Origin of the sequence: Alistipes sp. An66 (assembly GCF_002161445.1) — a bacterium.
Classification (GTDB): Bacteria; Bacteroidota; Bacteroidia; order Bacteroidales; family Rikenellaceae; genus Alistipes; species Alistipes cottocaccae.
This window is the reverse complement of sequence record NZ_NFHT01000009.1, coordinates 1-25,766: the sequence shown is the minus strand read 5'-3', so window position 1 is coordinate 25,766 and position 25,766 is coordinate 1. Positions and strand designations below refer to the sequence as shown.

The following is a 25,766-nucleotide window of genomic DNA, read 5'->3' as shown; positions in this document are numbered from 1 at the left end:
TCATTCAGGCGGTCAGCAGGCACCGACCGGCAGCCTACCGCATCACGATCTCAAAAATCTCCGCAGCACCTTTCACGCGGATGCCCGCAGCCCCCTCCGCCACCTCGATCCGGCAGAAGGGATCCGCCACAACGCTCCGCGCAACCACCGTGGCGCCGTCAGCCGCCAGCTGCTCCACCTCGACCGGCGAGGCCGGACGGCCCATCAGCAGCGTGCAGCTCTTCGTGCCGGGGAGCAGTCCGAAGGTGAGGGTGTCGTCGACGGCATACGACGTGTCGGGGCGTCCGTCGAACATCCGCAGCGCTGCGGCCGCATCGTCGGCTTCGAGCGGAAAACCGAGATCGGCAACCCGCAGCGGATTGACCTCGAACGTGCGGATGGCCGCATAGTTCGTGCGTTTCGAATCCAGCCGCCGCAGCCGCACATAGCGGGCGGAAACCGCCTCGCCCGTCCAGCGGATGACGTACTGACGCGTCAGTTCGTCGAGCAGCGGGTGCCACGTCCGCCCGTCGGCCGAGTATTCCAGCACGGCGTGGTCGAAATAGTCGACGTCGTCGGTCGAGTTGCGCCCTTGCAGGATCGACACCTCCCGGACATCATGCACGCCGCCCAGATCGACGCCGATCCAGTCGTCGGGTTTCTGGGCGATGCCCGACGTGTAGAAGGTCGTGGAGTCGTTGTCGAACATCAGCCGGGTCTGCGGCGTGCGCGCGCTCGCGAAGGAGCCGATGCCGCGCAGCGTCATCGGCGCGGCGCCCATGAGCCGTGTCAGCAGGCCGTGGCCCATCTCCTCCATGGCCTCTTCATAGAAGGGTTGCAGTTTCATCGTTCCCGAGCGGTGGGCTTCGTAGCTGCGGCGGTCGGCATCGCTCATCCGGTTGTCGGCGTACTGCGCCCAGAGCGTCGCAACGTCTCCGTCCGCACGGTAGGCCTCCATCAGGTCGAGCGTCCGGCGGCCGCGCGCGCCGAGCTTCGCGAACTCCGTGAGCCACGGCCGCAACTCGTTGAGAAGCGCGCGGTTGGAGCACTTCGCTTCAAGGATCGCAGGAGCCTGCTCGACCCGCTCGAACTCCGCACGGAGCGCCGCGGCCGCCGCATCCGTCCATTCGTCGAGCCGGAACGTCCGCGTCTCCCACGACTCGGCACGGCGGTAGCCGTTCTCGGTGTCCGCGGAGTGGATGGCGAAGGTGCGGTAGGCCTCGCGCGCCTCCGGAACCAGCACGCCCAAACCGCGCTCCCAGTTGTCCAGCGCATCGTAGGCCGCAATGTTCCAGGCGTAGTCCGCCACGCCGTAGAGCGCCAGTTTCGACGCCTCGCCGTGCTCCATCGGATTGCTGGCAATGCCGCAGAGCTCCCGCTCGGAGAGCGTCGTGTCGAGCCCGTAGGTCGGGCCTTGCAGGACGATGTGACGCACGTAGTCCGTCACGGGGAAATTCCACCAGAAGTAGGCCGGGCGCCGGATCCGGCTGTTGACCCACGACAGCGTTTCGCGCGTCAGATCGCTGCACACCACGTCTCCCGTCCAGAAGACCTTCACCGCCGGGTGCAGCGTCTCGCCGTAGATCGCCAGGCTCCCCTGCGGCGTGGGGTTCGCCCACAGCCGCGAATAGTCCGTCGGGCAGACCGTCAGCGGCGCCACGTCGCCCTTCGCCTCGACGAACTCCTCCATCAGGCGGTTCAGCAGCGCCGTCTGCTTCCGCGGATCGGTCCTCTCGCCCGAAATGTCGTCGAAGAAGATCGCGAACGACCGCACGCCCAGATCGTACATCCGTTCGAACTTGCCGACCAGATTCCGGTAGTCGGTCTCGTCCCAGCGGATGTCCTGGCCCGGATGGATCGCCCAGACGAAGTCCACCCGGTTGCGGCGGCACGCCTCGACCAGTTCGCGGATCTGCGCAGCCTCCTGCTCCGGGTAGGGAAGCCGCCAGTTCGGGCAGCTGTGGTAGGGGTCGTCCTTCGGTCCGTAAAGGTAGGTGTTCATCTTGAAGCGTCCGTAGAAGTCGATCAGCGACAGGCGCACCTCATGCGACCACGGCGTACCGTAGAAGCCCTCGACCACACCGCGGTTCGGAAGGTCCGGATGGTCGTCGATGCGCGCGTAAGGCAGCCGCACACCGGCCGTGGCCGGGCTTTCGAGCAGCTGGCGGAGCGTCTGGATGCCGTAGAAGGCGCCGCGCTCGTCGTAGCCGACGATCCGCACGCCCTTCGCGTCGATGTCGAGCGCATAGGCTCCCGAGACGCTCTTCACGCCGCGGCGCGCTGCGGCCTTCTCCCCGAAGTCGATGTCCAGTTGCGGTCCCTTCGCGGCAAGCCGCACGAAGCCGAGGTCATCGTCGAAGCAGCGCTGACGGTCTTTCAGCCGGAGGCCCTGCGAGATGTCGAGCCGATGCAGGGTGTCGAGCTGCATCCGGTGAGGCGTAGGGTTGACGACGATGCCGCCGTGGTCCCGCTTGTGGCCCGGGACGGGCGCCACCTCCTGTACTTCGGAGCGTTGCGCCGAGAGGTCGAAGTCGGTCTCCTGTGCCGACAAGGTGCCGCCCAGCGTCAGGAAGAGCAGGCCGGCACACCAAATGGGTTTCAAGGTATTCATGGATTGGGTTGGTTTGGTTTGCTATCGGATTCAAAAGGTTTTCGGGAGGGGCCGCAACGGGTCGGACAGCGGCGGATCGGGAAGGAACTGCCCCGGACTCCGGGCCGGGCACGGCCGGCAGCGGATCGCCGCCGGGTCAGTGCCGGGTCAGGAACCGGCGGGTCAGCCACCGCCGGACCGGTTCGTCGTAGCATTTCAGCGCTCCCCAGGCCAGCAGGATCGAACCTGCGAAGATCCCCGCGGCAACCGGCCACGCCTGCGCGAAGGGGATCCGTCCGCCGCTCCACAGCCAGGCGTAGAAGAGGTACATGAATGGGTAATGGATCACGTAGACCGGATAGGAGATGTCGCCCAGGAACTTGCAGAGACCCGCCGTACCCCGGTCCGAGGCCCGGCCCGAAGCGCCGAGCCAGACCAGCAGCGGAAAGAGCACGAGAACGCACGCCGCATCGTAGAGTCCGTTCATCCACGGAGCCGTTCCGTCGCCCACATAAGGGACGCAGAGCAGCGCAACGACGGCCAGACTGCATATCCAGAAGGCGCCCCGCACGGCCACGGGCCGGAAGAGCCGCGACAGCAGCAGCCCCATCGGGAAGGCGAACGACAGGCGCAGCAGACCGCCCGGCAGGTTGTTGCCCGCGAGCGTCCACCCCACGCCGAGGTGCCCGTATCCGGAGCCGTTGCCCACGGCGTAGGCCGCCAGACCGATCCCCGTCAGCGCGACGAAACCCGCCAGCCAGCGCGTCGGAAGACGGCGCAGGAAGAGCGCGTAGAGCAGGTTGCCGATGTATTCGAAGAAGAGCGACCACGTGGGGCCGTTGAGCGGGTACATTTCGCCGTTGCCCCGCACTTCGGGTCCCGAGCCGGGCAGGGCCGGGATCAGGAAGAGGCTCAACAGCAGCGCCAGCAGCACCGACGAAAAGGCCACCGGCGTGCCGTCCCACTGCACGCGCCCCTGAATGCAGAAGGTCACGGCCCCCAGCACCGCCCCCAGCACCACCATCGGGTGCAGGCGGATCAGACGCCGCTTGATGAAGCCCCCGAACGAGAGCGTCCGCCGCTTCCAGCGGTCGTCGTAGGCATAGCCGACAACGAAGCCCGAGAGGATGAAGAAGAAATCAACGGCCAGATAGCCGTGGTTGAAACGCTGGTCCACGGGGCTCGTGGCAAAGCCCTCGAAGACGTGGTACCAGATCACGACCAGCGCCGCAACGCCGCGCAGGCCGTCCAACAGTTCGTAGTGAGGTTTCGTATCCGCATACGCGGCAGAGGAGATCGTTTGCATAGATGCCTTCATTTTTCGGATGGGTTTCCTGTGACGGAGCAAAAATAGGGAACTTACGCATTCCGGCACTTGTCCTGCGACAAAATCCGCCGTTCGGAATCCCGTTTTCGGGCTCGGATCCGGCTCAGTGTCGGGAGCGTGATTCCCAGATACGAGGCAATATACCCCAACTGCGCCCGCCGGCACACGTCCGGAAACTGTCGGCAGAAAGCCTCGTAGCGTTCGCGCGCCGGAAGCGTGAGGCGCTCCTTGTGCGAACGGTGCAGGCGCCGGTACTCATTCTGGTGGATGATCCGCCCCCAGTTGGCCAGCTCGATATTCGTGGCAAAGAGCTCCCGGAGGTCGTCCAGACGGATGCGATAGGCTTCGACCTCCTCGAGAGTTTCGACAAACTCCTCGCTCGGCTGTCCATAATAGAGTTCATCCATGCTGAAAACGATGCCGCCCTCGGTCGAAAAAGAGGTTGTGATCTCCTCGCCGTCGACCATCCAGAACGAGCGGGTCATGCCCCGCTCGATGAAATAGGCGAATCCGTCACATGCCCCGGCCGAAACAAACCGGAAACGCTTCGGAAAGCAGCACGGCTCCACCCGTTCGACCAGCGCCCAAATCGTCGCCTCGGAGATCGGGCACAGGGATTTCATGCCTTCGATGATGTTCGTCATGCGGATCGCTGTCGGGAAATTCGTTCACGGGAAGTCAAAGCGCCGTCTCACCGCCGGATGCCGGAGCCGCTCCGCCGCCCGAGTCTCCTTTGCCCCGGCGGTGGCGGCGTCCGCCGCGATGGCGGCGACGGCGCGGCTTCTCACCCTCCGGAGATTGCGCGCCCGGAGCGGACGGATTCAGCGACGGATTCGATGCTGCGGCCGGTTGCGGCGCGTTGGCATCCGCGGCTGTCCCGCGCGACGAAGCCTCCTCCGGCCGGGCATCGCGCGACGAACCGCCGCGCGGTTTGTCGCGCAGGCGGTCGCGACGTCCACGTCCGTGACCGCGCCCGTCGCCGCCCTTGCTGCGGCTCCGGCCCCCGCGGCCACCCCGCCTGCGACCCTCCTCCGGCTCGTACTTCGGGCCCTCGCCCACCTCCGCCGGAAGCTCCGCCTTGCGGATCTCCCGCTCGATGAACTTCTCGATCTGGTGGAACTTGCCCTGCTCCTCTTCGTTGACGAACGTGATGGCGCTGCCCGTCGCCGCGGCACGCGCCGTGCGGCCGATGCGGTGGATATAATCCTCCGGATCGTGCGGAACGTCGTAGTTGATCACCAGCCCGATATCCTCGATGTCGATACCCCGCGCCACGATGTCCGTCGCCACAAGGATCTTCACCTTGTTGTTCTTGAAATTCAGCATCACCTCCTCGCGCTGCGCCTGCTCCAGGTCCGAATGCATCGCTGCCACGTCGAGTTTCATGCGTTTGAGCGTGTGCGCCAGCTCCTTGACTTTCAGCTTCGACGACGAGAAGATGATCGTCTTCGACTCCGAGGGTTCGGCGAACAGTTCGCGGATAATACCCAGTTTCTGGCTCTCGTAGCAGACGTAGGCCGACTGGTCGATCGCCTCGTTGGGCTTCGAAATGGCGATGTTCACCTCCGCGGGGTTCCGCAGGATGGTCTTCGCCAGCTCGCGGATCTTCGGCGGAAGCGTCGCCGAGAACATGATCGTCTGCCGTTCGCGCGGCATGTAGGAGATGATCTTCATGATGTCGTCGCTGAATCCCATGTCGAGCATCCGGTCCGCCTCGTCGAGGATCAGGTACTCCACGTGCGAGAGGTCCACGCCGCTGTTCTGCAAGTGGGCGATCATCCGCCCCGGCGTGGCGATCACCACGTCGGCGCCGTTCAGCATGCCGTTCTTCTGCAAGTCCCAGCCCTTGCCGTCGCCGCCGCCGTACACGACGGTCGTGGAGATCGGGGCGTAGTACGAAAAGCCCTGGAACTGCTGGTCGATCTGCTGCGCCAGCTCGCGCGTCGGCACGATGATCAGCGACTTGACCACGTTGTCCGGATTCCCTTCCAGCAGCAGCCGGTTCAGCAGCGGAAGCGTATAGGCCGCCGTCTTGCCCGTACCGGTCTGCGCACAGCCGATCAGGTCGCGCCCTTCGAGGATCACCGGGATGGTATGCTCCTGCACGGGCGTCATCTCGTAAAAGTTCATATCTTCAAGACCGTCGAGGATCTCATCCTCCAGGTCCAGTTCGTCAAAACGCATCGATTTTCGTGTTTTTATATTTTTCCATTCATTCCATCATAAGGCCTCGCCGAAGAGCGTCGCCGCCGTGCAGCCCGTAATCCGCACCCGCACGTACTCGCCCACACGGTGGTCGCCCCGGTCGAAGACCACCACCTTGTTCTGCGACGTGCGTCCCGACAACTGGTTCGGGTTGCGCTTCGACGCCCCTTCGACCAGCACCTCGAACTCCCGGCCCACGTCGCGGCGGTAGCTCGCCAGCCCCAGTTCGTTCTGCAAGGCGATGATCTCCTGCAAACGCCGCGACTTCACCTCCTCGGGCACGTCGTCCCCGAGGTGTTTCGCGGCGAAGGTCCCCGGACGCTCCGAATATTTGAACATGTAGGCGAAGTCGTAGCCCACCTCGCGCATCAGCGACAGCGTCTCGCGATGCTCCTCCTCGGTCTCGCCCGAGAAGCCCGCAATCAGGTCCGTCGTGATCGAGCAGTCGGGCATCCGCCGGCGGATCGCCGCGATGCGGTCCAGGTACCACTCGCGCGTGTATTTGCGGTTCATGCGTTCGAGCATCGCCGTCGAGCCCGACTGTGCCGGGAGGTGGATCGACCGGCAGATGTTCGGCATCGAGGCCATCGTATCCAGCAGGCGGTCGCTCATGTCCTTCGGGTGCGACGTCGCGAACCGCACGCGCAGCAGCGGCGAAATCGACGCCACGCGCCGCAGCAGTTCCGGGAAATCCACGTCGCCCGCACGGTAGGAGTTGACGTTCTGCCCCAGCAGCGTCACCTCACGGTAGCCGTTGTCGAAGAGGCTCTGCGCCTCGGCGACGATCGTCGCCGTATCGCGGCTCCGCTCGCGCCCCCGCGTATAGGGCACCACGCAGTAGGAGCAGAAGTTGTTGCAGCCCCGCATGATCGCCACGAAGGCGCTCACGCCGTTGCGGTCCAGCCGCACGGGGGCGATCTCGGCGTAGGTCTCCTCGGTCGAGAGCAGCACGTTCACCCCCTTGCCGCCCGCCTCGGCCTCGCGGACCAGGCGCGGCAGGTCGCGGTAGGCATCCGGTCCGGCCACGATATCCACGCCCGAAGCCCCTTCGAGCAACTTCTCGCGCAGACGCTCGGCCATGCAGCCCAGAATCCCGACAATCAGCCCCGGGCGTCGGCGGCGCAGACCCCGCATCTCGGCCAGACGGCCCCAGATGCGCTGTTCGGCGTTGTCGCGGATCGAGCACGTATTGATCAGGATGATGTCCGCCTCGTCGATCCGCTCCGTATAGACGTATCCCTCCTGCTGCATCAGCGAGACCACGATCTCCGTATCGCCGACATTCATCTGGCAGCCGTAGGTCTCGACAAAGAGTTTCTTTCCGTCCCCTTGCAGGGGGCGCAGTGTATTCGTATTCAATTCCATTCGTTTTCCGTTTCATTTACCCCGCCCGCGGCCGGAGTGCGGAAGGACTCCGCCCGCCCCCGGGAACCGCCTATTCGGCCTGGATCTGGTTCTTGTCCGGGAACTGCTTGAAGCCCTCGCCGAAGGTCTCGTAGGCGTCGGTGACCACCACGAACGCCTGCGGATCGATCTCCCGGATGCGGTTCTGGACCAGGTGTACCTCCTTGCGGCTGATCACCAGGAAGATCACCTCCCGGTCCCGGTCCGTGAACATGCCCTTCCCTTTGAGGTAGGTCGCACCCCGCTCCATGTCTTCGATGATGAAGCGCTTGATCTCGGCATGGTGGTCGCTGATGATGAAGAGCAGCTTGTCGTACGAGGCTCCGTCGAGCAGGTAGGCGATCACACGCGAGGTGACATAGATCGTAATGAGCGAATAGAGCGTCAGCATCCAGCCGTTCGCGGCCGCCTCGCCCGTGCCGAGACCGAAGCCGATCACCACCAGTCCCGACAGCACGACAAAACCGTCGGCCAGCAGAATGCCCGTCGAAAACTTGATCCCCGCGAACTTCTGCAACAGCATCCCCACGATGTCCGTGCCGCCCGTCGTGGCCTGCTGCCGCACGACGATGCCCTGGCCCACGCCGACCACCACCGCACCGATGATACACGTCAGCAGCAGGTCGTTCGAAAGGTCCAGACGTCCGCCGAGCATCAGCGACGGATCGAGCGACTCGACCGCTTCGGGCGTCGGGTAGACCAGCCGCGTGAGGATGTTCATGAAACCCGGCGTATAGAGCGCCGCCAGCACCGTGCGGGTTCCGAATCCTCCGCCGAAGACCAGCATCGCGATCAGCATCAGCGGGATGTCGAACATGTAGCCGAAGGTTCCCACCTGAATCGACGGGAAGATGTTGTGCAGCACGATACCCATGCCGTAGACGCCTCCCGGAACAAAATTGTAGGGGTTGATGAAGAGTACGAATCCCGCACCCATGACCGAGCATCCGAAAAAGATCAGAAACCACGAACGCCACCACGCCCACGAACCCATCGGTTCGAGCAAAGCCCTTGTGTTCATACGCACGTTTTTTTTTGGGAGTACAAATATAGCGATAAAAGACGAGATTGAGAAATTTGCCGCAATTTCGCAGAAAGATGGTTTTTTACGGCTCCGCAGCGGATGCAGACGGGATGGCCGCCGCTCCGCGGGAAAAGGGTCCGGCAGGAGCCCCGGAGCACGGAAGCACGGCCCGCAACGCTGTTTTTTTACGCTCCGGATGACGGATATCGGCTTTTTTTGCGTACTTTTGGAGGGTATCCCGGCATGTGTCCGGACCTCCCGCATGAAAATTCCGTCCCATGATACGCGTGATTCTGCTGATCGACTGTGCCAGTGAGTTCGACAGGAAGCTGCTCCGCGGCGTGATGAAATACTCCCGCGAGAACGGCCCGTGGCTCTTCTACCGCATGCCGTCCGACTTCCGCCGGGGGCAGGGCCGCGAGGAGTGGGTCCTCGAATGGGCCCGCAAATGGAAGGCCGACGCCATCATCGGACGCTGGGACGAGGAGAAGGTGAACCTCCTGAACCGGCTGAACATCCCCATCGTCCTGCAAAACAACCGCAGCCGCAGCGACGTCTATTCCAACCTCACGGGTGACTACGTCAACACAGGCCGTATGGCGGCCCGCTATTTCCGGAAAAAACTCTTCATCAATTTCGCCTTCTTCGGCGTGAGACACATCATCTGGTCCGAAGAGCGGTGCGCCGGATTCCAGGACGAGGTGGAACAGTTCCGGGGCCGCTTCTTCGCCTACAAGGCCGAACCCTCCGCAAACCCCGAAAGAGAGGCCGTTATCCTCTGGCTAAACGCCCTGCCCAAACCCGTCGCACTCTTCTGCTGCGACGACGCGCACGCCCTGTTCATCTCCGAGACCTGCAAGATGTCCGGAATCCGCATCCCCGAGGAGATCTCCCTGCTGGGCGTCGACAACGACGAGCTGCTCTGCGGAATCTCCGACCCCCCGATCTCCTCGATCGAACTCGACGTCGAACACGGCGGATACCAGACCTGCAAGTTCCTCCACCGGAGACTCCTCAACGGAGGAGGCGCCCCCTTCAACGTCGTGATCAACCCCATCCGGATCATCCAGCGCCACTCCTCGCAGCGCTACAACACCTCGGACCCCTACGTCGAACGCCTCGTCGGGTTCATCGACGACAACTACTTCCGCGACATCGACATGCAGACCCTCGTCCAGTCGGTCCCGCTCTCCCGAAGAAGCATCGAAATGCGCTTCCGCAAGGAGACCGGAACCTCCATCTACCAGTATCTGATAACAACCCGGATCGAACATTTCGCCCATCTGCTCGCAACAACCGACCTGCCGGTCATGGATATCGCCTGCCAGGCCGGATTCAAGGATTGCAGCAACATCGCCCGGATCTTCAAAAAATACAAAGGCTGCTCACCATTGGAATTCCGACAGAAGAATTGCGTTTTTTGAATGTAATTTTTCGTTATATTGCGCTAAACGTACAACAGGCATACCTATCTTTGCATTGTATCCTTCGCCCCGGATGCAATGACCAACCCTATGTAGCCTATTGTCCAAATGCAACCCAAACGCCAATACATGCTCTCCCTGACCCTGCTGGGATGCCTGTTCTTCATCTTCGGGCTCGTCTCGTGGGTCAACTCGATCCTGGTCCCCTACTTCAAGGTGGCCTGCGAACTCACCTCCGGAGTCCAGACCTATCTGGTGACCTTCGCCTTCTACATCGCCTACCTCGTGATGACCGTCCCGGCCTCGTATCTCCTGCGGCGGGTCGGCTACAAGCGCGGAACCCTCATCGGGCTGTGGATCATGGCCGCCGGAGCGCTGCTCTTCTGGCCCGCCGCCCTGACCCGCACCTACGGCATGTTCCTCACGGCGCTCTTCACCATCGGCACCGCGCTGGCCATCCTCCAATCGGTGGCCAACCCCTTCGTGACGATCATCGGACCGCACGAAAGCGCCGCCAAACGCATCAGCGTCATGGGCATCTGCAACAAATTCGCCGGCATCATCGCCCCGCTGCTCTTCGCCGCCCTGGTCATCCGGCCCGAGGACCGGCAGATCATGCAGATGGCCGAAAGCGGCCTGCTGACCGGTTCCGCCCTCGAAACCGCCCTCGACGAGATGATCCGCGGCGTGATCGTTCCCTACGTGTCGCTCGCCGCCCTGCTCTTCCTCTTCGGCATCCTCTTCTACCGCTCCCCGATCCGCGACATCAACCCCGACCGCGACAACCGGACCTCCGCCGGAGAGAACGGTTCGGACCGGCGGTCGGTCTGGCATTACCCCTATCTGGTACTGGGCGTCATCGCCCTGTTCGCCCACCTCGGCAGCCAGCAGATCTCCGTCAGCACGATCATCGGCTACGCCCAGAGCATGGGCATGAGCCTCGATGCCGCACAGGTCTTCCCCTCCTACACGCTGGCCTGCATCCTCGTAGGTTACCTCTCGGGCGTCATCCTCATTCCGCGCCGCATCACCCAGCAGCAGTCGCTGGTCATCTGCACGATCCTCGGACTCCTCCTCTCGGTGCTCGTCCTCGTGCTCCCCGAAAAGGCCTCGATATGGAGCCTCGTGCTGCTCGGCATCCCCAACTCGCTGATATACGCCGGCATCTGGCCCCTTGCCATCCGGGGGCTGGGGCGCTTCACCAGCATCGGCTCCTCGCTGCTGGTCATGGCCCTGTGCGGAAACGCCGTACTCTCGCTCCTCTACGGGCTGATGACCGACCACATGAGCCTGCAAGCCTCCTACTGGCTGCTGCTCCCCTGCTTCGCATACATGGTATTTTACGCACTTTACGGATACAGAATCGAAAAATGGTAACAGCTATTGTCAACGGCAGAATCCTGGCCCCCGGAGGCATCCGGCACGGTGTGCTGCTCCTCGAGGACAACCGGATCAAGGGCATCGACGACACGGTTCCGGCCCGGGCCGCGGTCATCGACGCCGAGGGGTGCTACGTCGCCCCGGGATTCATCGACATGCACACCCACGGGGCCGGCGGAGCCGACTTCATGGACGGAACCGTCGAGGCCTACCTCACGGCGGCGCGCATGCACGCGCAGCACGGCACGACACTCCTCTACCCCACGACGCTGACCAGCACGAACGAAGCGCTCTACGAATCGTTCGAGACCTACCGCAAGGCCCGGCTCGAAAACCGCGACGGCGCGGCCTTCGGCGGCATGCACCTCGAAGGCCCCTACTTCAACCCGGAGTTCGCCGGGGCGCAGGACCGCCGCTACCTCCGCAACCCGCGCCCCGAGGAGTACCGCGAAATTCTGGACCGCTGTCCGGACCTCGCACGGTGGAGCTTCGCGCCCGAGCTGGACGGAGCCGCGGAGTTCGCCGCCGAACTGAAACGGCGCGGCATCGTCGCCTCGATCGGCCACACCAACGCCACGTTCGGCGAATGCGACGCCGCCTGGCGCGCCGGAGCCACGCACATGACCCATTTCTACTCCTGCATGAGCACCATCTCGCGGCGGAACGCCTTCCGCTACGCCGGGACGATCGAATACGGCTACTTCCAGGACGGGATGACCGTGGAGATCATCGCCGACGGAATCCACGTCCCGGCCGACCTGCTGCACCTGCTGCTCAAAATCAAGGGTGCGGAGCGCATCTCGCTGGTGACCGACTCGATGCGTGCGGCCGGCATGCCCGAAGGGCAGAGCATCCTCGGCGGGCTGGCCGACGGACAGCCGGTCATCGTCGAGGACGGCGTCGCCAAGCTCCTCGACCGGAGCGCCTTCGCCGGGAGCGTCGCCACGGCCGACCGACTCGTGCGGACGATGGTCCGCGAAGCCGGATGCTCCATCCCCGAAGCCGTCCGGATGATGACCGAGAACCCCGCGCGTGTCATGGGCATCGCCCAGCGCAAGGGCTCGATCCTCCCGGGCAAGGATGCCGACGTCGTGATCTTCGACGACGACATCAACGTCCAAAAAACCATTATCGCCGGAAAAACCATCGGTTGATCGGATATAACTTTCTTATGATACGAAAAACGCTCATGGCGGGAAAACTCCCGGTCAGAATCTATGACACCCGCCGCAACATGGGAGAAGCCGCCGCGGCCGACGTCGCCGCCTGCATCCGGGAACTGCTTGCCGTCAAGCAGGAGATTTACATGATTTTCGCCGCCGCGCCCTCCCAGAACGAGTTCCTGGCGGCCCTCGCCGCCACGCCCGGCATCGAATGGGGCCGGATCCACGCCCTCCACATGGACGAATATGTGGGGCTCCCGGCCGACGCCCCGCAGGGATTCGGCAACTTCCTGCGCGCCGCCATCTTCGGCCAGGTGCCCTTCGCCAGCGTGGACTACATCGGCACCGGAAGCGATTCCGACGAGACCTGCCGTCGGTATGCCGCCCTCCTGCAAGGGATTCAGGTCGACATCGTCTGCATGGGCATCGGCGAGAACGGGCACATCGCCTTCAACGACCCGCCCGTCGCCGACTTCAACGACCCGCTGACGGTCAAGAAGGTCGCCCTCGACGAGACCTGCCGGCTCCAACAGGTCCACGACGGATGCTTCGCGCGCATCGAGGAGGTGCCCCGTTATGCGGTCACGCTCACCGTTCCGACGATGTTCCACGCCCGGTACATCTTCTGCATCGTTCCCGCCCCGACCAAGGCCAACGCCGTACGCGCCACCGTCTGCGGACCGGTCTCGGAGCAGTGCCCGGCGTCGATCCTCCGCACCCACGAGCACGCCATTCTCTACACCGACTCCGACAGCGCCGCGCTGCTCTGACCCCGCCCCCCGAACCCAAACGATTCCGACATGAAAAGACACCTCTACACGCTGATCTCCCTGCTGGCCGCGCTCGCCGGATGCCCGGCCGTGCAGGCCGCCGCGCCGGACGTGCGGGCCGTCTATCTGGATTTCCGCACGCAGGTCATGACCCCCGACGCCATGAAGGAGCTGGCCCGCAAAGCTGCCGATGACGGCATGAACGCCGTCGTCGTGGAGTGGGAGGCCTCGTTCCCCTTCGAGGAGAACGCCGTCCTGTGCAACCGATTCGCCTTCTCCCGCAGCGAGGTCCGGGCGTTCATCGACTGCTGCGCGGAACTGGGACTCGACGTCATTCCCGTGCAGAACTGCTTCGGACACGCCGAATACATCCTCCGCCACCCCCGCTACGCCGCGCTGAAAGAGGACCGGAAGGACTGCTCGCAGGTCTGCCCGCTCAAAGCCGACCTGGCCGAGCCCCTCTTCCGCTCGATCTTCGGCGAAATCGCCGCCCTGCACCCTTCGCCCTACATCCACATCGGATGCGACGAAACCCGTCTGCTGGGGCACTGCCCTGCCTGCCGCAAAAAGGTCGGCGAACAGGGTGTCTCGGCCCTCTACGTCGACTACGTCGTGCGGATGTGCCGGATCGTCGCCGAGCTCGGGAAAACCCCGATGATCTGGGCCGACATCCTGCTCAAACACCCCGAAGCCATCGACCGCCTGCCGAAAGAGGTCGTCATCGTCGACTGGAACTACGGCTGGAAGCCCGACTACTTCGGGAAGATGGAGTCCATCGAGCACTCCGGGCACGAGATCTGGGGCGCCTGCTCGCTCCGTTCGCACCCGGACAACCTCTTTCTCGTGCAGTGGCGCAAGCACCTCGAAAACATCTTCGACTACACGGCCTACGCCGCCGAGCACGGATTCAAGGGGATCATCAACACCTCGTGGTCCACGTCCGGCACCTACGGCTACATCTACGACGACGCCAACGAGGTCGTCGAGATCCAGCCCGTGCGGGAGGTCTACCCCCACGCCGGATTCGACATGCTCGACGAGGCCTACGCCGCAGCCCTCGCAGGACGCTTCCGCGATCCCGACGCCTTCCTCGACGACTACTGCCGCACCCGGCTCGGACTCGCACGTCCGGAGGAGATCGTCGCCGTGAAGGAGTACTTCAACATGCCGCAGCGCCCCGTCGTTGCGTCGGGGTCGAACGCCCAGGCCATCCGCGCCGAACTCGACCGCGCACGGGACGTCCGCGAAGGATTCCGGAAGGTGCAATTCCCCGATGCGGCCCAAACGATCGCCCGGCATCTGGGGCTGATGCTCGACATCCGCATCAACTACCTCCGCTTCAAGCTCCTCGAAGACCGGACTCAAAGTCCGGAATTCCGTCCGTCGCAGGCCGCGGCGTGTCTCGATGAGCTGAACGCCCTCCTGTCCGGGACCGAACAGCTGCGGAAGACGTTCGTCCGTCTCAACGGCGACGCGCTCAAAGACCCCGCACGCTCCTTCAACGAATGGACCTACTACGGGAAGATGCGCAACCTGGCCGACATCCTCCGAAACATGCAACCCCATTAAAAAACCAATACGGAAATGAACACGTTAAAACTTACTCCCATGACAGCCGTATTCCTCATTGCGTCGCTTCTGACCCTCTCCTGCGGCGAGAAGGACAAGACGATGGGCCCGACGATCGATGAGATCGAGATCATCGAGACGGACCACAGCCAGGACGAACCCGCCATCTCCTACGACGAGTGCGTGGCGATGGCCGAAATCACCGAACTCATGAAGACCAAGGCCGCAGACTACACCGCCGCCTCGCAGACCGCCGGGCGCGACCTGTACAACTGCGCCTACGTCTACGCCTCGACCCGCGACAAGTATCTCGACAACCCGAAGAAACTCGCCGCGAGAATCTACCTGCTCGGCTTCCGCGCCGTCTATCTGAGCCCCGGCGGCAGCATGATGGACTCCGTCGACCCGTGGTTGAAGAGCTTCATCGCGACCTGCACGGATCTCTGCATCGACGTCTACGCCACCTACTATGAAGATCCGGAAGTTTTCGTCAGCGAAGTCACCGCCGACGCCTGCATCCAGAAGGTTCTCAACTACAACCGCAGCGTCACCTACAAGGAGCGTTTCGCCGGCATCTCGGCCGACCTCGAACCCCACACGATCAAGACCGACATCGGCCTCGGCTGGATCTGGAACACCAACGCCGGAAACGGCATCGGAGGCCCGAACGACAACCTGCTCCGCGTAACCCTCGACCGGCTGGAATACGCCTACGACAAGCTCCACCTCTCGGGCCTGCGGTTGCAGGAGGCCATCTGGTGCCGCTACCAGGAGATGTTCGAGTCGGGGAAGGTCGCGCACGGCGACATCGACCAGTTCGTCGACGTCTGCGACTGGGTTTCGCTGATGGCCTACGGAAACTCCACCGAGGCGATCTGGAACCTCTCCACCCCGAGCATGAACGCCTGCGAAAAGGGCAAGTGCATCAACATCTGCGTGAAGACCGCCACCAACGACGAGCCCACGACGACCATTCAGCCCAACGGCTGGGAGGCCCTGCTCGAAACCATGCAGACCCTCAAAGAGCGCGGTCTCGAATACGAGTGCTTCAACGGTCTGGACATGTTCCAGTTCGACAGCCTCGAAACCATGTGGGAATGGGTAAATGACAAAAACTAACTCAACGCACGCCATGAACAATCTCAAAAAATACTGGATGGCCGTATTGCTGTCAGCCCTGTCGATCGCCGTATGCGGACAGGCCCGACAGATTTCAGGCGTGGTTCTCGAATCCACGGAATCGGGGGCCGCACCGGTGGCCGGCGCCGGCGTCATGATCGCCGGAACCTCGAAGGGAACCATCACCGACGGCGAAGGCCGCTTCGTCATCTCGGCAGCCATGGGCGACCTGCTCGAGGTCAGCTTCCTGGGCTACAAGAAAAAGCAGGTGCCCGTCGGCAAGGGTTCCTACTACGAAATCTACATCGAATCGGAGTCGCTGATGCTCGACCAGCTGGTCGTCGTCGGATACGGCACCATGAAGAAGAGTGACCTGGCCACCTCGATCACCTCCGTCAACACGAAGGACATGAAGATCTTCCCGGCCTCGTCCCCCGCCGAGATGCTCCGCGGACGAGCCGCCGGCGTGACCGTCACCAGCGCCTCGGGGCGTCCCGGATCCGTGCCGTCGATCCAGATCCGCGGCACCCGCTCGATCTCCGCGAGCAACACCCCGCTCTACATCATCGACGGAAGCGTCGCCTCCGACACCGAATTCGCCATGATGAACGCCGACGACATCGAGTCGATCGAGATCCTCAAGGACGCCGCCTCGCAGGCCATCTACGGAGCCCGCGCCAGCGACGGCGTCATCCTCGTGACCACCAAGCGCGGCAAGGCCGGCGAAAGCACCGTCACCTACAACGGATACGTCGGCGTGCAGACCCTCCACCGCAACTTCGACCTCTACAACGCCGACGAGTACATCGCCCTGCGCCGCGAGGCCGTCGCACACGACATGGGGCTCATCGACGCCACCTCCGTGCCCATCGCCACGGCCCTCGGCGACGAGGTCATGGCCGAAGTCTACAAGAGCGGCAAGTACGTCGACTGGGAGGAGCTGATGTTCAAGAAGGCGGCCCTCTACCACAGCCACGAGTTGAGTTTCCGCGGCGGCACGGACAAGGTGCGCGCCATGGCCAGCATCGGCTACTTCAACCAGGACGGCATCATGAAGATCAACTCCGGATACGAGCGGTTGAGCGGCCGTCTCAACCTGGACTATCTGGTCAAGAAGTGGCTCAAACTGGGCGCCAACACCTCCTTCGGCTCCTCGCGCCGCGAGATCGAGAACGGGGCCTACTACCAGTTCATTACCCGCTCGCCGCTCTCGCAGATCTACGACCAGAACGGAAACTACACCCCCTACATCAACAGCAACAAGGACACGAACCCCGTTTACAGCGCGCTGCACGACACGCATGACGACAAGGCCAACAACTTCCGCATCAACGCCTTCGCCGACATCACGCCTTTCGAAGGGTTCACCTACCGCTTCAACGTCTCCTACTACAACCGTGTCAGCGAGGAGGGTCACGCCCGCGACTCCTACTACCCGAACGGCGGCGGATCCACCGCCTCGCTCGACAATACGACGAATACCCAGCTGCTCATCGAGAACTCGATCCGCTACGACGTGCCCATCCGCAACCGGAACCACAAGCTGAACATCACGGCCGTGCAGTCCGTCGACCAGTCGCTGCGCAAGACCATCGGCTACTCGGTCGGCAACCTTCCCGTCGACAAGTCCTACAACTACATCGCCAACGGCGAGGTCACCGGTCAGGAGCGCGCCTACTCGCAGAACAACCTCGTATCGTTCATGCTCCGCGTGCAGTACAACCTCATGGAGAAGTATCTCTTCAACGTGGCGTGCCGCCGCGACGGTTCGAGCCGCTTCGGATCGGGCAACAAGTGGGGTACGTTCCCCTCGGTGGCCTTCGCATGGAGGGCCTCGCAGGAGAACTTCCTCAAAGACGTCGCCTGGTTGAGCAACCTCAAACTCCGGGCAAGCTACGGCATCGTCGGAAACCAGAACGGAATCGACAACTACGCCACCCTCGGCGTGGCAACGGCCCTGCCCGGCGAGTTCGGCGACACCTACTACATGGGATACCTCCCCGGCAACGAACTCCCGAACAAGAACCTCAAATGGGAGCAGTCCGCCTCGTTCAACGTCGGCGTCGACTTCGGGTTCCTCGACAACCGCATCTCCGGAACCGTCGAGTACTACCGCACCCGGACCACCAACCTGCTGGTGTCCCGGGCCCTGAACGCCGCCCTGGGCTACACCTCGATGCTCGACAACCTCGGCGAGACCCGCACCAACGGACTCGACATCAACGCCACTTTCGACATCTTCCGCAAGGAGAACTTCAATTGGAGCATCACGGCCAACGTCAGCAAGTTCCACAACGAAATCGTCAAGATCGACAACACGGTCGACGAACACGGCAACTACGTCAGCCAGCCCGGAAACAACTGGATCATCGGCGCCCCGATCAACATCTACTACGACTACCAGGCCGAAGGCGTCTACCAGTACAGCGACTTCAACGTGTACAGCGACCGCGGATCGCTCTACTACGAGCTCAAACCCACGGTCGATACCGACGGCGACGGCGTGCCCGATGCGGCGCTGGCCCGCAACGACGTCGTCGAGCCCGGAAGCGTCAAGCTCAAAGACGTCAACGGCGACGGCAAGATCAACGAGAACGACCGCGTGGTCTACAAGCGCGATCCGGATGCGACCTTCTCGCTCTCGACCTCGCTCAACTGGAAGGGATTCGACCTCTTCATGGACTGGTATGCCGTCAAGGGCGGCTACGTGCTCAACCCGCTCATGTACGACGGCGAGTACGGCGGCGACCTGCGCGGACGATCCAACGGCATGAAGGTCAACTACTGGACCCCCTACAACCCCACCAACGAGTTCCCGCGTCCGTCGTTCGGCTCCGAGGTCCCCTACATGCGCACGATGGCCTATCAGGACGCCTCCTACATCCGGCTGCGCACCCTCCAGCTCGGGTACACGCTGCCCAGGAAGCTCACCAACCGCTGGAAGATCCAGAACCTCCGCTTCTACATCACGACCACCAACCTGCTGACCTTCACCGACGTGCGCTCGTACAGCCCCGAGGTGACCGGCAACCTCTATCCCGAAACCCATCAGACGGTGCTCGGCGTCAACTTATCCTTTTAAACCTACGGCCATGAAAAAGACATATTCCGCCATTCTCGTTCTGGCAGCCCTCCTGTGCGCCTCGTGCACCGATCTGCTGAACCTCGAATCGGAGACCTCGGTCACCACCAACTACCTGCAAACCAACAAGGAGGGTCTCAAACGCGCCATCGCCGGACTCTACGTCTACGAGCGCGACAACATCGTCGACAGCTCCAACGAGAAGGGTATCGTGATCATCCCGCAGCTCTTCGACTTCAATACCGACATCTTCCTCTTCAACGCCGGAAACTGGGCCTCGCTGGGCCGCCTGACCGACCTGACGCCCGACTCCGGGGTCCTCGAGGACTACTGGAAGTTCTTCTACGCCATCGCGGGCCGCGCCAACGAGATCATCGCCTCGGCCCGCAACATCGGGCTCGACGATCCGGAGGTCTACTCCATCTACGGCGAGGCGTGCCTGTTCCGCGCCCGGGCCTACTTCGAGCTCTGGAAGCGCTTCGAGCGCATCTACCTCAACACCGAGCCGACGACCGCCTCGAACCTCGACAAGGAGTACCGTCCGGCCTCCCGCGAGGAGGTCTTCAAACTCCTCAAAGAGGATCTCGACGCCGCCATCGACGCCCTCTCCTACGAGCTGCCCGTCTACAACAACGGCGTCATGTACGGCATGTACACCAAGGCCACGGCCAAGCACGTCCGCGCACAGGTCGCCATGTGGGAGGAGGACTGGGACTGCGTGATCCGGCAGACCGAGGAGATCCTGCTCGAAGCCAAGGGCATCACCGAACTCGAAAAGGACCCCGCCGACATTTTCAGCTCCGAGAACCTCCGCTCGAAGGAGATCCTCTACGCCTACCAGTTCTCGAAGAACCCCGGTGGCGGCGGCACGGTAAAGGGCACGGCGCTCGCCGGACACTCCATCTCGGTGTATGTGACTTCGCGTTATTCGAGCGTCGCGGGCGCCGTCTGCGCGAGCGACCAGGGCGGGTTCGGATACGGCCGCGACTACCCCAACCAGCACCTGCTCGACATGTACGGCCCGAAGGACAAGCGCATCGACTGCTATTTCGTGACCACGTTCTACTACAACGACCCCGCCTCGCCGAAATTCGGCCAGCCGATCGTCGCCGGAACAGGCGCCGGAACCTCCGGGGCCTCCTACATCACGAACATCCATCCGATGAGCAGCAAGCACGCCGACTTCTGGACCAACGCCGATGATCCGGAGCGCAAGACCAGCTTCCGCGACCTGGTCGTCTACCGGCTGGCCGAGACGGTGCTGATGTGCGCCGAGGCCTACTACCACAAGGGCGACAACACGAACGCCGTGAAGTACTTCAACATGACCTACGAACGCGCCGGAAACACCGCCTTCAACGGCACGCTGACCCTCGAGGACCTGCTCGACGAGTATGCCCGCGAGCTGAACTTCGAGGGCGTGAGATGGCCCCTGCTCAAACGCCTCGGACTCCTCGGCCAGTACTGCAAGCAGTGGGAGGGCGAATCCATCGCCGAGAACAGGTACCTGGACAAGGACTACACCTATGCCCGTCAGAACTTCGTCATCGGCAAGCACGAATGCTGGCCCATCCCGAGCAACCAGATTCTCCTGATGGGCGGTTCGGAGGTCTATCCGCAAAACCCCGGTTGGAACTGATCTTAAAACCTACGACCATGAAAACGACGAAACTCATACTGCTGCTGGCGTCGATCCTGCTCCTGTCGGCGTGCAGCACAAAGGACGTGGAGCCCGAATACTTCAACATCGACGCCACGGAAGCCTCGATGCCCGACAGCAAGGCCGGGTCGACGGACATCCTGCTGGCCACCAACTGCAACCCGACCGTCACGGTCGAGGAGAGTGCCGCCGGCTGGCTCTCGGCCGCGATCACGCGGCGCTGCCTGACGCTCACCTGCACCGAAAACCCCGATCCCGAAGAGCGGACCGGCAAGGCGCTCGTCGTGGCCGGCTCCACACAGGTATCCATCACCGTGACGCAGCCCGGGCATGTCGACGAGCCCGAAGAGCCCGACGAGCCCGAAGATCCGGATGAACCCGCCACTTCGTATGAACTCTACGACGTCTACTACGAAAACGGACAGGCCGTCGGCATCGTCTTCTGGGCCGCCGAGGACAACCTCTCGGCACTGGTTGTCAGCCTCGACCGTTCGGGGACCGTACCCTGGTCCTACGACGGGACGCACACGATCGGAACGGGCACTTCGGACGGTGCGGCGAACACCGAACTGCTCCGAGCCAGCGAAGAGGCTGCCGACATCCCGGCGCTGGCCTTCTGCGACCAGCACGGCGAAGGGTGGTACTGGCCTTCGCTCGGCGAATTGCAGACCCTCTTCGAGGCCTACAACGGCACGACCTACGACGAAGCGACAAAGAGCGTTCCGGCCAGCATCACCGACGAGGAGAAGGCCGCACGCGCCGCCTTCGACAAACTGCTGACCGACAACGGCGGTACGGCCATGAACCTCGCCGCCGAGAGTGAAAACGGCGACGCCTACTGGTCGAGCACCGAGCAGATCTATCAGGAGGTCACCTACGGATCGAGCTTCCGTTTCGGAAAGGCATACGCTTCGGGCGGCGGTGACCAGCAGATCAAGACGAAGAGCAGCCGTTACGTCCGCTGCATCAAGGCCGTCACGGTCGGCGGATCGGTAGAGCCCGATGATCCCGACGTACCCGTGGAGACGAAGTTTCCGGTCTATCAGGAGAACGGCAAGAACGTCGGAATCATCTACTGGACCTCGGAGGACGGCAAAACCTCCAAAGTATTGAGTCTGAAACGGGTTGATGGCCCCTGGTCCTACAACGGCGCCAACATCCTGGGCTCGGCGAGCCTCGACGACGGAGCGGCCAACACCGCCGTATTGAAAGCCAGCGCCGAAGCCGCCGACATCCCCGCGCTGGCACTCTGCGAGTCGCTCGGCGAAGAGTGGTACTGGCCGTCGATCAACGAGCTCGTCGAGATCTTCGGCGTCTACAACGGACTCTCCTACGAGGAGGCCGCGGACGAGAACGGCAAATACCACGTCCCGGACGAGATTACCGCCGAGGAGAAGGCAGCCCGCGCGGCTTTCGACCTCTCGCTGACCACCTACGGCGGCGATGCCATGAACACGGCCGCCACCTCGGCCAACGGCGACCGCTATTGGAGCAGCACGGAATATGTCACCGAAGCGGGCGACAAGGCTTACGGATCGTTCATGGTCTTCGGCAAGGCCTACATGTCCGTGCTGGCCGATCAGGCCGGCAAGACCAACGCTTCGGGCGGCCGCTACGTCCGCTGCATCCGGGTCATCAGCAACGAATAGAAAAAGCGCCCGGTCCGGGCCCGCATCGGGCGGGTCCGGTCGTTCCCGGCCCCTGCCGCCGTAAGGTGGCAGGGGCTTTTTGCGTCTCCGCGACGGCAGGGGGCCCGGACAAGGAGGGCGGGGAAGCCGTCGTACGGCGGGAAACGGGGACGGGAAGGACGGACGCGGACCGCAAATGAAATGCCCGGAGCGGCACGGCAGAGGACGGGATGGAGCAGGGCCGGGACGGAGCCAGCGGACCGGGCCGGGAAGGGGACGGCACGGCAGAGGACGGGATGGAGCAGGGCCGGGACGGAGCCAGCGGACCGGGCCGGGAAGGGGACGGAGCGGCACGGCAGAGGGCGGAATGGGAATCCCCGGGCATGACGAAAGCCGGAAAAGATCCGACCTTTCCGACAATTCCCGGTACGGTTTTTTCAAATCAGTCCTTCCGAATATCGATTTTTTTATTAAATTTGCATGAACAACCATCAGCCGAACGGGATATGATTCTGACCATTTATACCGCTACCACCATGATTATCATTGCCTATCTGCTGGGCTCGATTCCGAGCGCCGTGTGGATCGGCAAGAAATACTACGGCGTCGACATCCGCGAGCACGGTTCGAAAAACGCAGGAACGACCAACATGCTCCGCGTCCTCGGAAAACGCGCCGCCGCACCCGTCTTCGCCCTTGACTTCCTCAAAGGATTCGTCGCCGTGACCATCATCGAACTCATGCAGTACGACGACCTCATCGGCGCCAACGACCTCATCAACCTCAAAATCGGAGCCGTCTTCGCCGCCGTCCTCGGGCACATCTTCCCCATCTTCGCCGGGTTCCGCGGCGGAAAGGGCGTCGCCACGCTCGTCGGGGCCGTGACGGGCATCTACCCGCCCGTGGCGCTGCTCTGCTTCGGCGTCTGGCTCGTCGTGCTGATGATCTCCCACTACGTCTCCCTCTCCTCGATCATCGCCGGGTGCTGCTTCCCGATCTTCACGCTCATATCCCCCAAGGTCAACGAGTCGATCGCCTTCGTGGTCTTCTCCTTCGCCACGGCGATTCTTCTGGTCTACACCCACCGCAAGAATATCCAGCGTCTCTGGGCCGGCACCGAGTCGAAGATATACATCTGGAAGCCCCGCCGCGTGAAGATCGACGACGCCGCGAAGAAAGACGACGCCGCAACCCGGAAATAACCAGACAGCTCTTCCCTAAAACCAGCAGCCATGTTACAGGAAAATCTGCTCAAAATATACGAGAAAAGTTTTCGTGAAAACCGCGAGATGTCGGCCCTGACCGACTACTTCAAGGACGAGACCTTCTCCTATTACGAGATGGCCAAGGAGATCGCCAAGCTCCACCTGCTCTTCAAGAAGGCCGGCATCAAACAGGGTGACAAGATCGCCCTGATCGGACGCAACAACCCCCGGTGGTGCATCACCTACCTGGCCACGATCACCTACGGAGCCGTGATCGTGCCGATCCTGCAGGACTTCACGCCGGCGGACATCATCCACATCATCAACCATTCGGAGAGCCGCCTGCTCTTCCTCGGGGACAACTTCTGGGATGTCATCGAGGAGGATCAGATCCGTCAGATCGAGGCCGTCTTCTCGCTGACGGACTTCCACGCCATCTACGAACGCGACGGAAAGGCCCTCACGAAGTTCCAGCGCGACATCCTCAAAAACTACCGGTCGAAATACCCCCGCGGATTCAGCGTCAACGACATCAAATATGCCGACGTACCCAACGACCGCGTCATCCTGCTGAACTACACCTCGGGGACCACCGGATACTCGAAGGGCGTGATGCTCACCGTGAACAACCTCACGGGAAACGTCGTCTTCGCCATGACGGCCCTCAACACCCAGACCGGGCAGCTCTATTTCCAGCGCGGCGGACGCACGCTGTCGTTCCTGCCGCTGGCCCACGCCTACGGCTGTGCCTTCGACTTCCTGGCCCCGATGGCCGTCGGCGGGCACATCACCCTGCTGGGGCGCATTCCCTCGCCCAAGATTCTGCTCGAAGCCATGGCCGTCGTCAAGCCCACGATCATCTGCTGCGTGCCGATGATCCTCGAAAAGGTCTACCGCAAGCAGGTGCTCCCCATGCTCGAAAAGGGCCCCATGCCCATCGCCATGAAGATCCCCCTGCTCAATACGGCCATCTATTCGGTCATCCGCAAGAAACTCATGGACGCCTTCGGCGGCAACGTCTCGATCTTCATCGTCGGGGGCGCCCCGATGAACCAGGAGACCGAATCGTTCCTGCGCAAGATCCACTTCCCGATCACCATCGGATACGGCATGACCGAGTGTGCCCCGCTGATCAGCTTTGCGCCCGACAACGAGTTCAAGCAGGGCTCCTGCGGCCGCTACCTCAAAGATCTGCTCGAAGTGAAGATCGACTCCTCCGACCCGGAGCACGTGGCCGGCGAGATCATCGTGCGGGGCGAGCACGTCATGAAGGGGTACTACAAGAACGACAAGGCCACCGAGAAGGTCCTCGACCCGGACGGATGGCTCCATACGGGCGACATGGGAACGATGGATCCCGACGGCACGCTCTACATCCGCGGCCGTTCGAAGACCATGATCCTCTCGGGCAGCGGGCAGAACATCTACCCCGAGGAGATCGAGGACAAGCTCAACAACATGTACCTCGTGCTGGAATCGCTCGTCCTCGACGCCGGGAACGGACGGCTCAAAGCCCTTGTGGTCCCCGACTACGAACTGGCCGACGCGGAGGGCGTGGACAAGGCCGACCTGCCGCAGGTCATGCAGAAGAATTTGCAGGAGCTCAACGCACAGCTGGCGGCCTACGAACGGGTAGCGGACATCGTGATCTACCCCACGGAGTTCGAGAAGACCCCGAAGCGCAGCATCAAGCGTTATCTCTACGAGCCGTCCCTGCTCAACAAGTAGCAGAGGGCGGGGCAATAATGACAACGGGGGGGAACCGGAATCCGGTTCCCCCGTTGCTGTTGTTTGTCGGGCCGCTCAATACGCCTTGTGTCCCTGTTTGTTGCGGAATGCATCGGCTACCGCCTGCGCATCATCGGGTCGATTATTGCGATCTGCATAATGATATGCTCCGGCAACCACTCTGGCGGTACCCCGGCCACCCTTGTATTGGGGGTATCCTGCCGCGGTATTCAAAGATTGTGCCACCGTATCAAAAGAGCTCGTTTTCCCATTGGCAATCAAATGTTTAGCCAACGATATTACCAATTCATAAACTACATTACTCATCACTCTAAATTATTTAACTCCGAAAAATCCGTCTCGACAATTTTCTTAAAATAACGCCATTCTCTGATACTGTTCCCAAAAGTGTGTCTGGAGAAGGATAAATAAAAAAGTCTACAGATTTTTTAGATTTGTATAGGGAATCAACAAAAAACTAAAAAAGAGTAGACTTATGGTGTTGACAA

Annotated in this window: 18 protein-coding genes; 11 read left to right on the top strand and 7 right to left on the bottom strand. The window is 62.4% G+C overall.

Annotated features, from left to right (window positions below; genetic code table 11):
- Positions 1–34 precede the first annotated feature (34 nt).
- The 6 genes from B5G16_RS07510 to B5G16_RS07485 all read right to left on the bottom strand — a co-directional run bounded on the left by B5G16_RS07510 (position 35) and on the right by B5G16_RS07485 (position 8,526).
- Positions 35–2,590, bottom strand: a complete 2,556-nt coding sequence (locus B5G16_RS07510; protein ID WP_087262848.1) for a beta-N-acetylglucosaminidase domain-containing protein — start codon at positions 2,588–2,590, stop codon at positions 35–37.
- Positions 2,591–2,726: 136 nt separating this feature from the next.
- Entirely contained in the window at positions 2,727–3,875 is a 1,149-nt protein-coding gene (locus B5G16_RS07505) for an acyltransferase family protein (RefSeq protein ID WP_087262846.1), read from the bottom strand.
- Between the two features lie 53 nt (positions 3,876–3,928).
- Entirely contained in the window at positions 3,929–4,540 is a 612-nt protein-coding gene (locus tag B5G16_RS07500; RefSeq protein WP_087262844.1) for a Crp/Fnr family transcriptional regulator, read from the bottom strand.
- Between the two features lie 34 nt (positions 4,541–4,574).
- Positions 4,575–6,080: a DEAD/DEAH box helicase gene (locus B5G16_RS07495; RefSeq protein WP_087262841.1), complete on the bottom strand. Its 1,506-nt coding sequence runs from the start codon at positions 6,078–6,080 to the stop codon at positions 4,575–4,577.
- Positions 6,081–6,116: 36 nt separating this feature from the next.
- Positions 6,117–7,466, bottom strand: a complete 1,350-nt coding sequence (gene miaB, locus B5G16_RS07490) for a tRNA (N6-isopentenyl adenosine(37)-C2)-methylthiotransferase MiaB (protein ID WP_087262839.1) — start codon at positions 7,464–7,466, stop codon at positions 6,117–6,119.
- Positions 7,467–7,536: 70 nt separating this feature from the next.
- Complete coding sequence (locus tag B5G16_RS07485) at positions 7,537–8,526, bottom strand: YitT family protein (protein ID WP_087262838.1); 990 nt, start codon at positions 8,524–8,526, stop codon at positions 7,537–7,539.
- 281 nt (positions 8,527–8,807) lie between these two features.
- Between B5G16_RS07485 and B5G16_RS07480 the strand changes: the two genes are divergently transcribed.
- From B5G16_RS07480 to B5G16_RS07430, 11 genes are all read left to right on the top strand, one after another.
- Positions 8,808–9,953: an AraC family transcriptional regulator gene (locus B5G16_RS07480; RefSeq protein ID WP_087262836.1), complete on the top strand. Its 1,146-nt coding sequence runs from the start codon at positions 8,808–8,810 to the stop codon at positions 9,951–9,953.
- A 129-nt stretch (positions 9,954–10,082) separates the two neighbouring features.
- The gene (locus tag B5G16_RS07475) at positions 10,083–11,330 is read left to right on the top strand and encodes a sugar MFS transporter (protein ID WP_239406025.1); all 1,248 of its coding nucleotides are present in this window, start codon (positions 10,083–10,085) and stop codon (positions 11,328–11,330) included.
- A complete protein-coding gene (gene nagA, locus B5G16_RS07470) occupies positions 11,324–12,487 on the top strand; it encodes an N-acetylglucosamine-6-phosphate deacetylase (protein WP_087262831.1) in 1,164 nt (387 codons plus the stop codon). The genes B5G16_RS07475 and nagA overlap by 7 nt, the downstream gene beginning before the upstream one ends.
- Positions 12,488–12,504: 17 nt before the next feature.
- Positions 12,505–13,266, top strand: coding sequence for a glucosamine-6-phosphate deaminase (locus B5G16_RS07465; RefSeq protein WP_239406024.1), 762 nt, complete (start codon positions 12,505–12,507; stop codon positions 13,264–13,266).
- 30 nt (positions 13,267–13,296) lie between these two features.
- A complete protein-coding gene (locus B5G16_RS07460) occupies positions 13,297–14,835 on the top strand; it encodes a family 20 glycosylhydrolase (protein ID WP_087262829.1) in 1,539 nt (512 codons plus the stop codon).
- Positions 14,836–14,874: 39 nt separating this feature from the next.
- Positions 14,875–15,954, top strand: coding sequence for a hypothetical protein (locus B5G16_RS07455; RefSeq protein ID WP_087262826.1), 1,080 nt, complete (start codon positions 14,875–14,877; stop codon positions 15,952–15,954).
- A gap of 13 nt (positions 15,955–15,967) precedes the next feature.
- Positions 15,968–19,036 carry a SusC/RagA family TonB-linked outer membrane protein gene (locus B5G16_RS07450; RefSeq protein WP_087262823.1) on the top strand — a complete coding sequence of 1,023 codons (3,069 nt, stop codon included), beginning with the start codon at positions 15,968–15,970 and terminating at the stop codon, positions 19,034–19,036.
- A gap of 10 nt (positions 19,037–19,046) precedes the next feature.
- Positions 19,047–20,675, top strand: coding sequence for a RagB/SusD family nutrient uptake outer membrane protein (locus tag B5G16_RS07445; RefSeq protein WP_087262821.1), 1,629 nt, complete (start codon positions 19,047–19,049; stop codon positions 20,673–20,675).
- A gap of 17 nt (positions 20,676–20,692) precedes the next feature.
- The gene (locus B5G16_RS07440) at positions 20,693–22,345 is read left to right on the top strand and encodes a BACON domain-containing protein (protein WP_162612041.1); all 1,653 of its coding nucleotides are present in this window, start codon (positions 20,693–20,695) and stop codon (positions 22,343–22,345) included.
- 485 nt (positions 22,346–22,830) lie between these two features.
- Positions 22,831–23,526 carry a glycerol-3-phosphate 1-O-acyltransferase PlsY gene (gene plsY / locus B5G16_RS07435; RefSeq protein ID WP_087262817.1) on the top strand — a complete coding sequence of 232 codons (696 nt, stop codon included), beginning with the start codon at positions 22,831–22,833 and terminating at the stop codon, positions 23,524–23,526.
- A 30-nt stretch (positions 23,527–23,556) separates the two neighbouring features.
- The gene (locus B5G16_RS07430) at positions 23,557–25,257 is read left to right on the top strand and encodes an AMP-binding protein (protein WP_087262815.1); all 1,701 of its coding nucleotides are present in this window, start codon (positions 23,557–23,559) and stop codon (positions 25,255–25,257) included.
- A gap of 75 nt (positions 25,258–25,332) precedes the next feature.
- Here B5G16_RS07430 and B5G16_RS12560 read toward each other — a convergent pair whose 3' ends face one another.
- Positions 25,333–25,584 (bottom strand): hypothetical protein, encoded by a 252-nt coding sequence (locus tag B5G16_RS12560; protein ID WP_143260847.1) that lies wholly within the window; start codon positions 25,582–25,584, stop codon positions 25,333–25,335.
- Between the last annotated feature and the right edge of the window lie 182 nt (positions 25,585–25,766).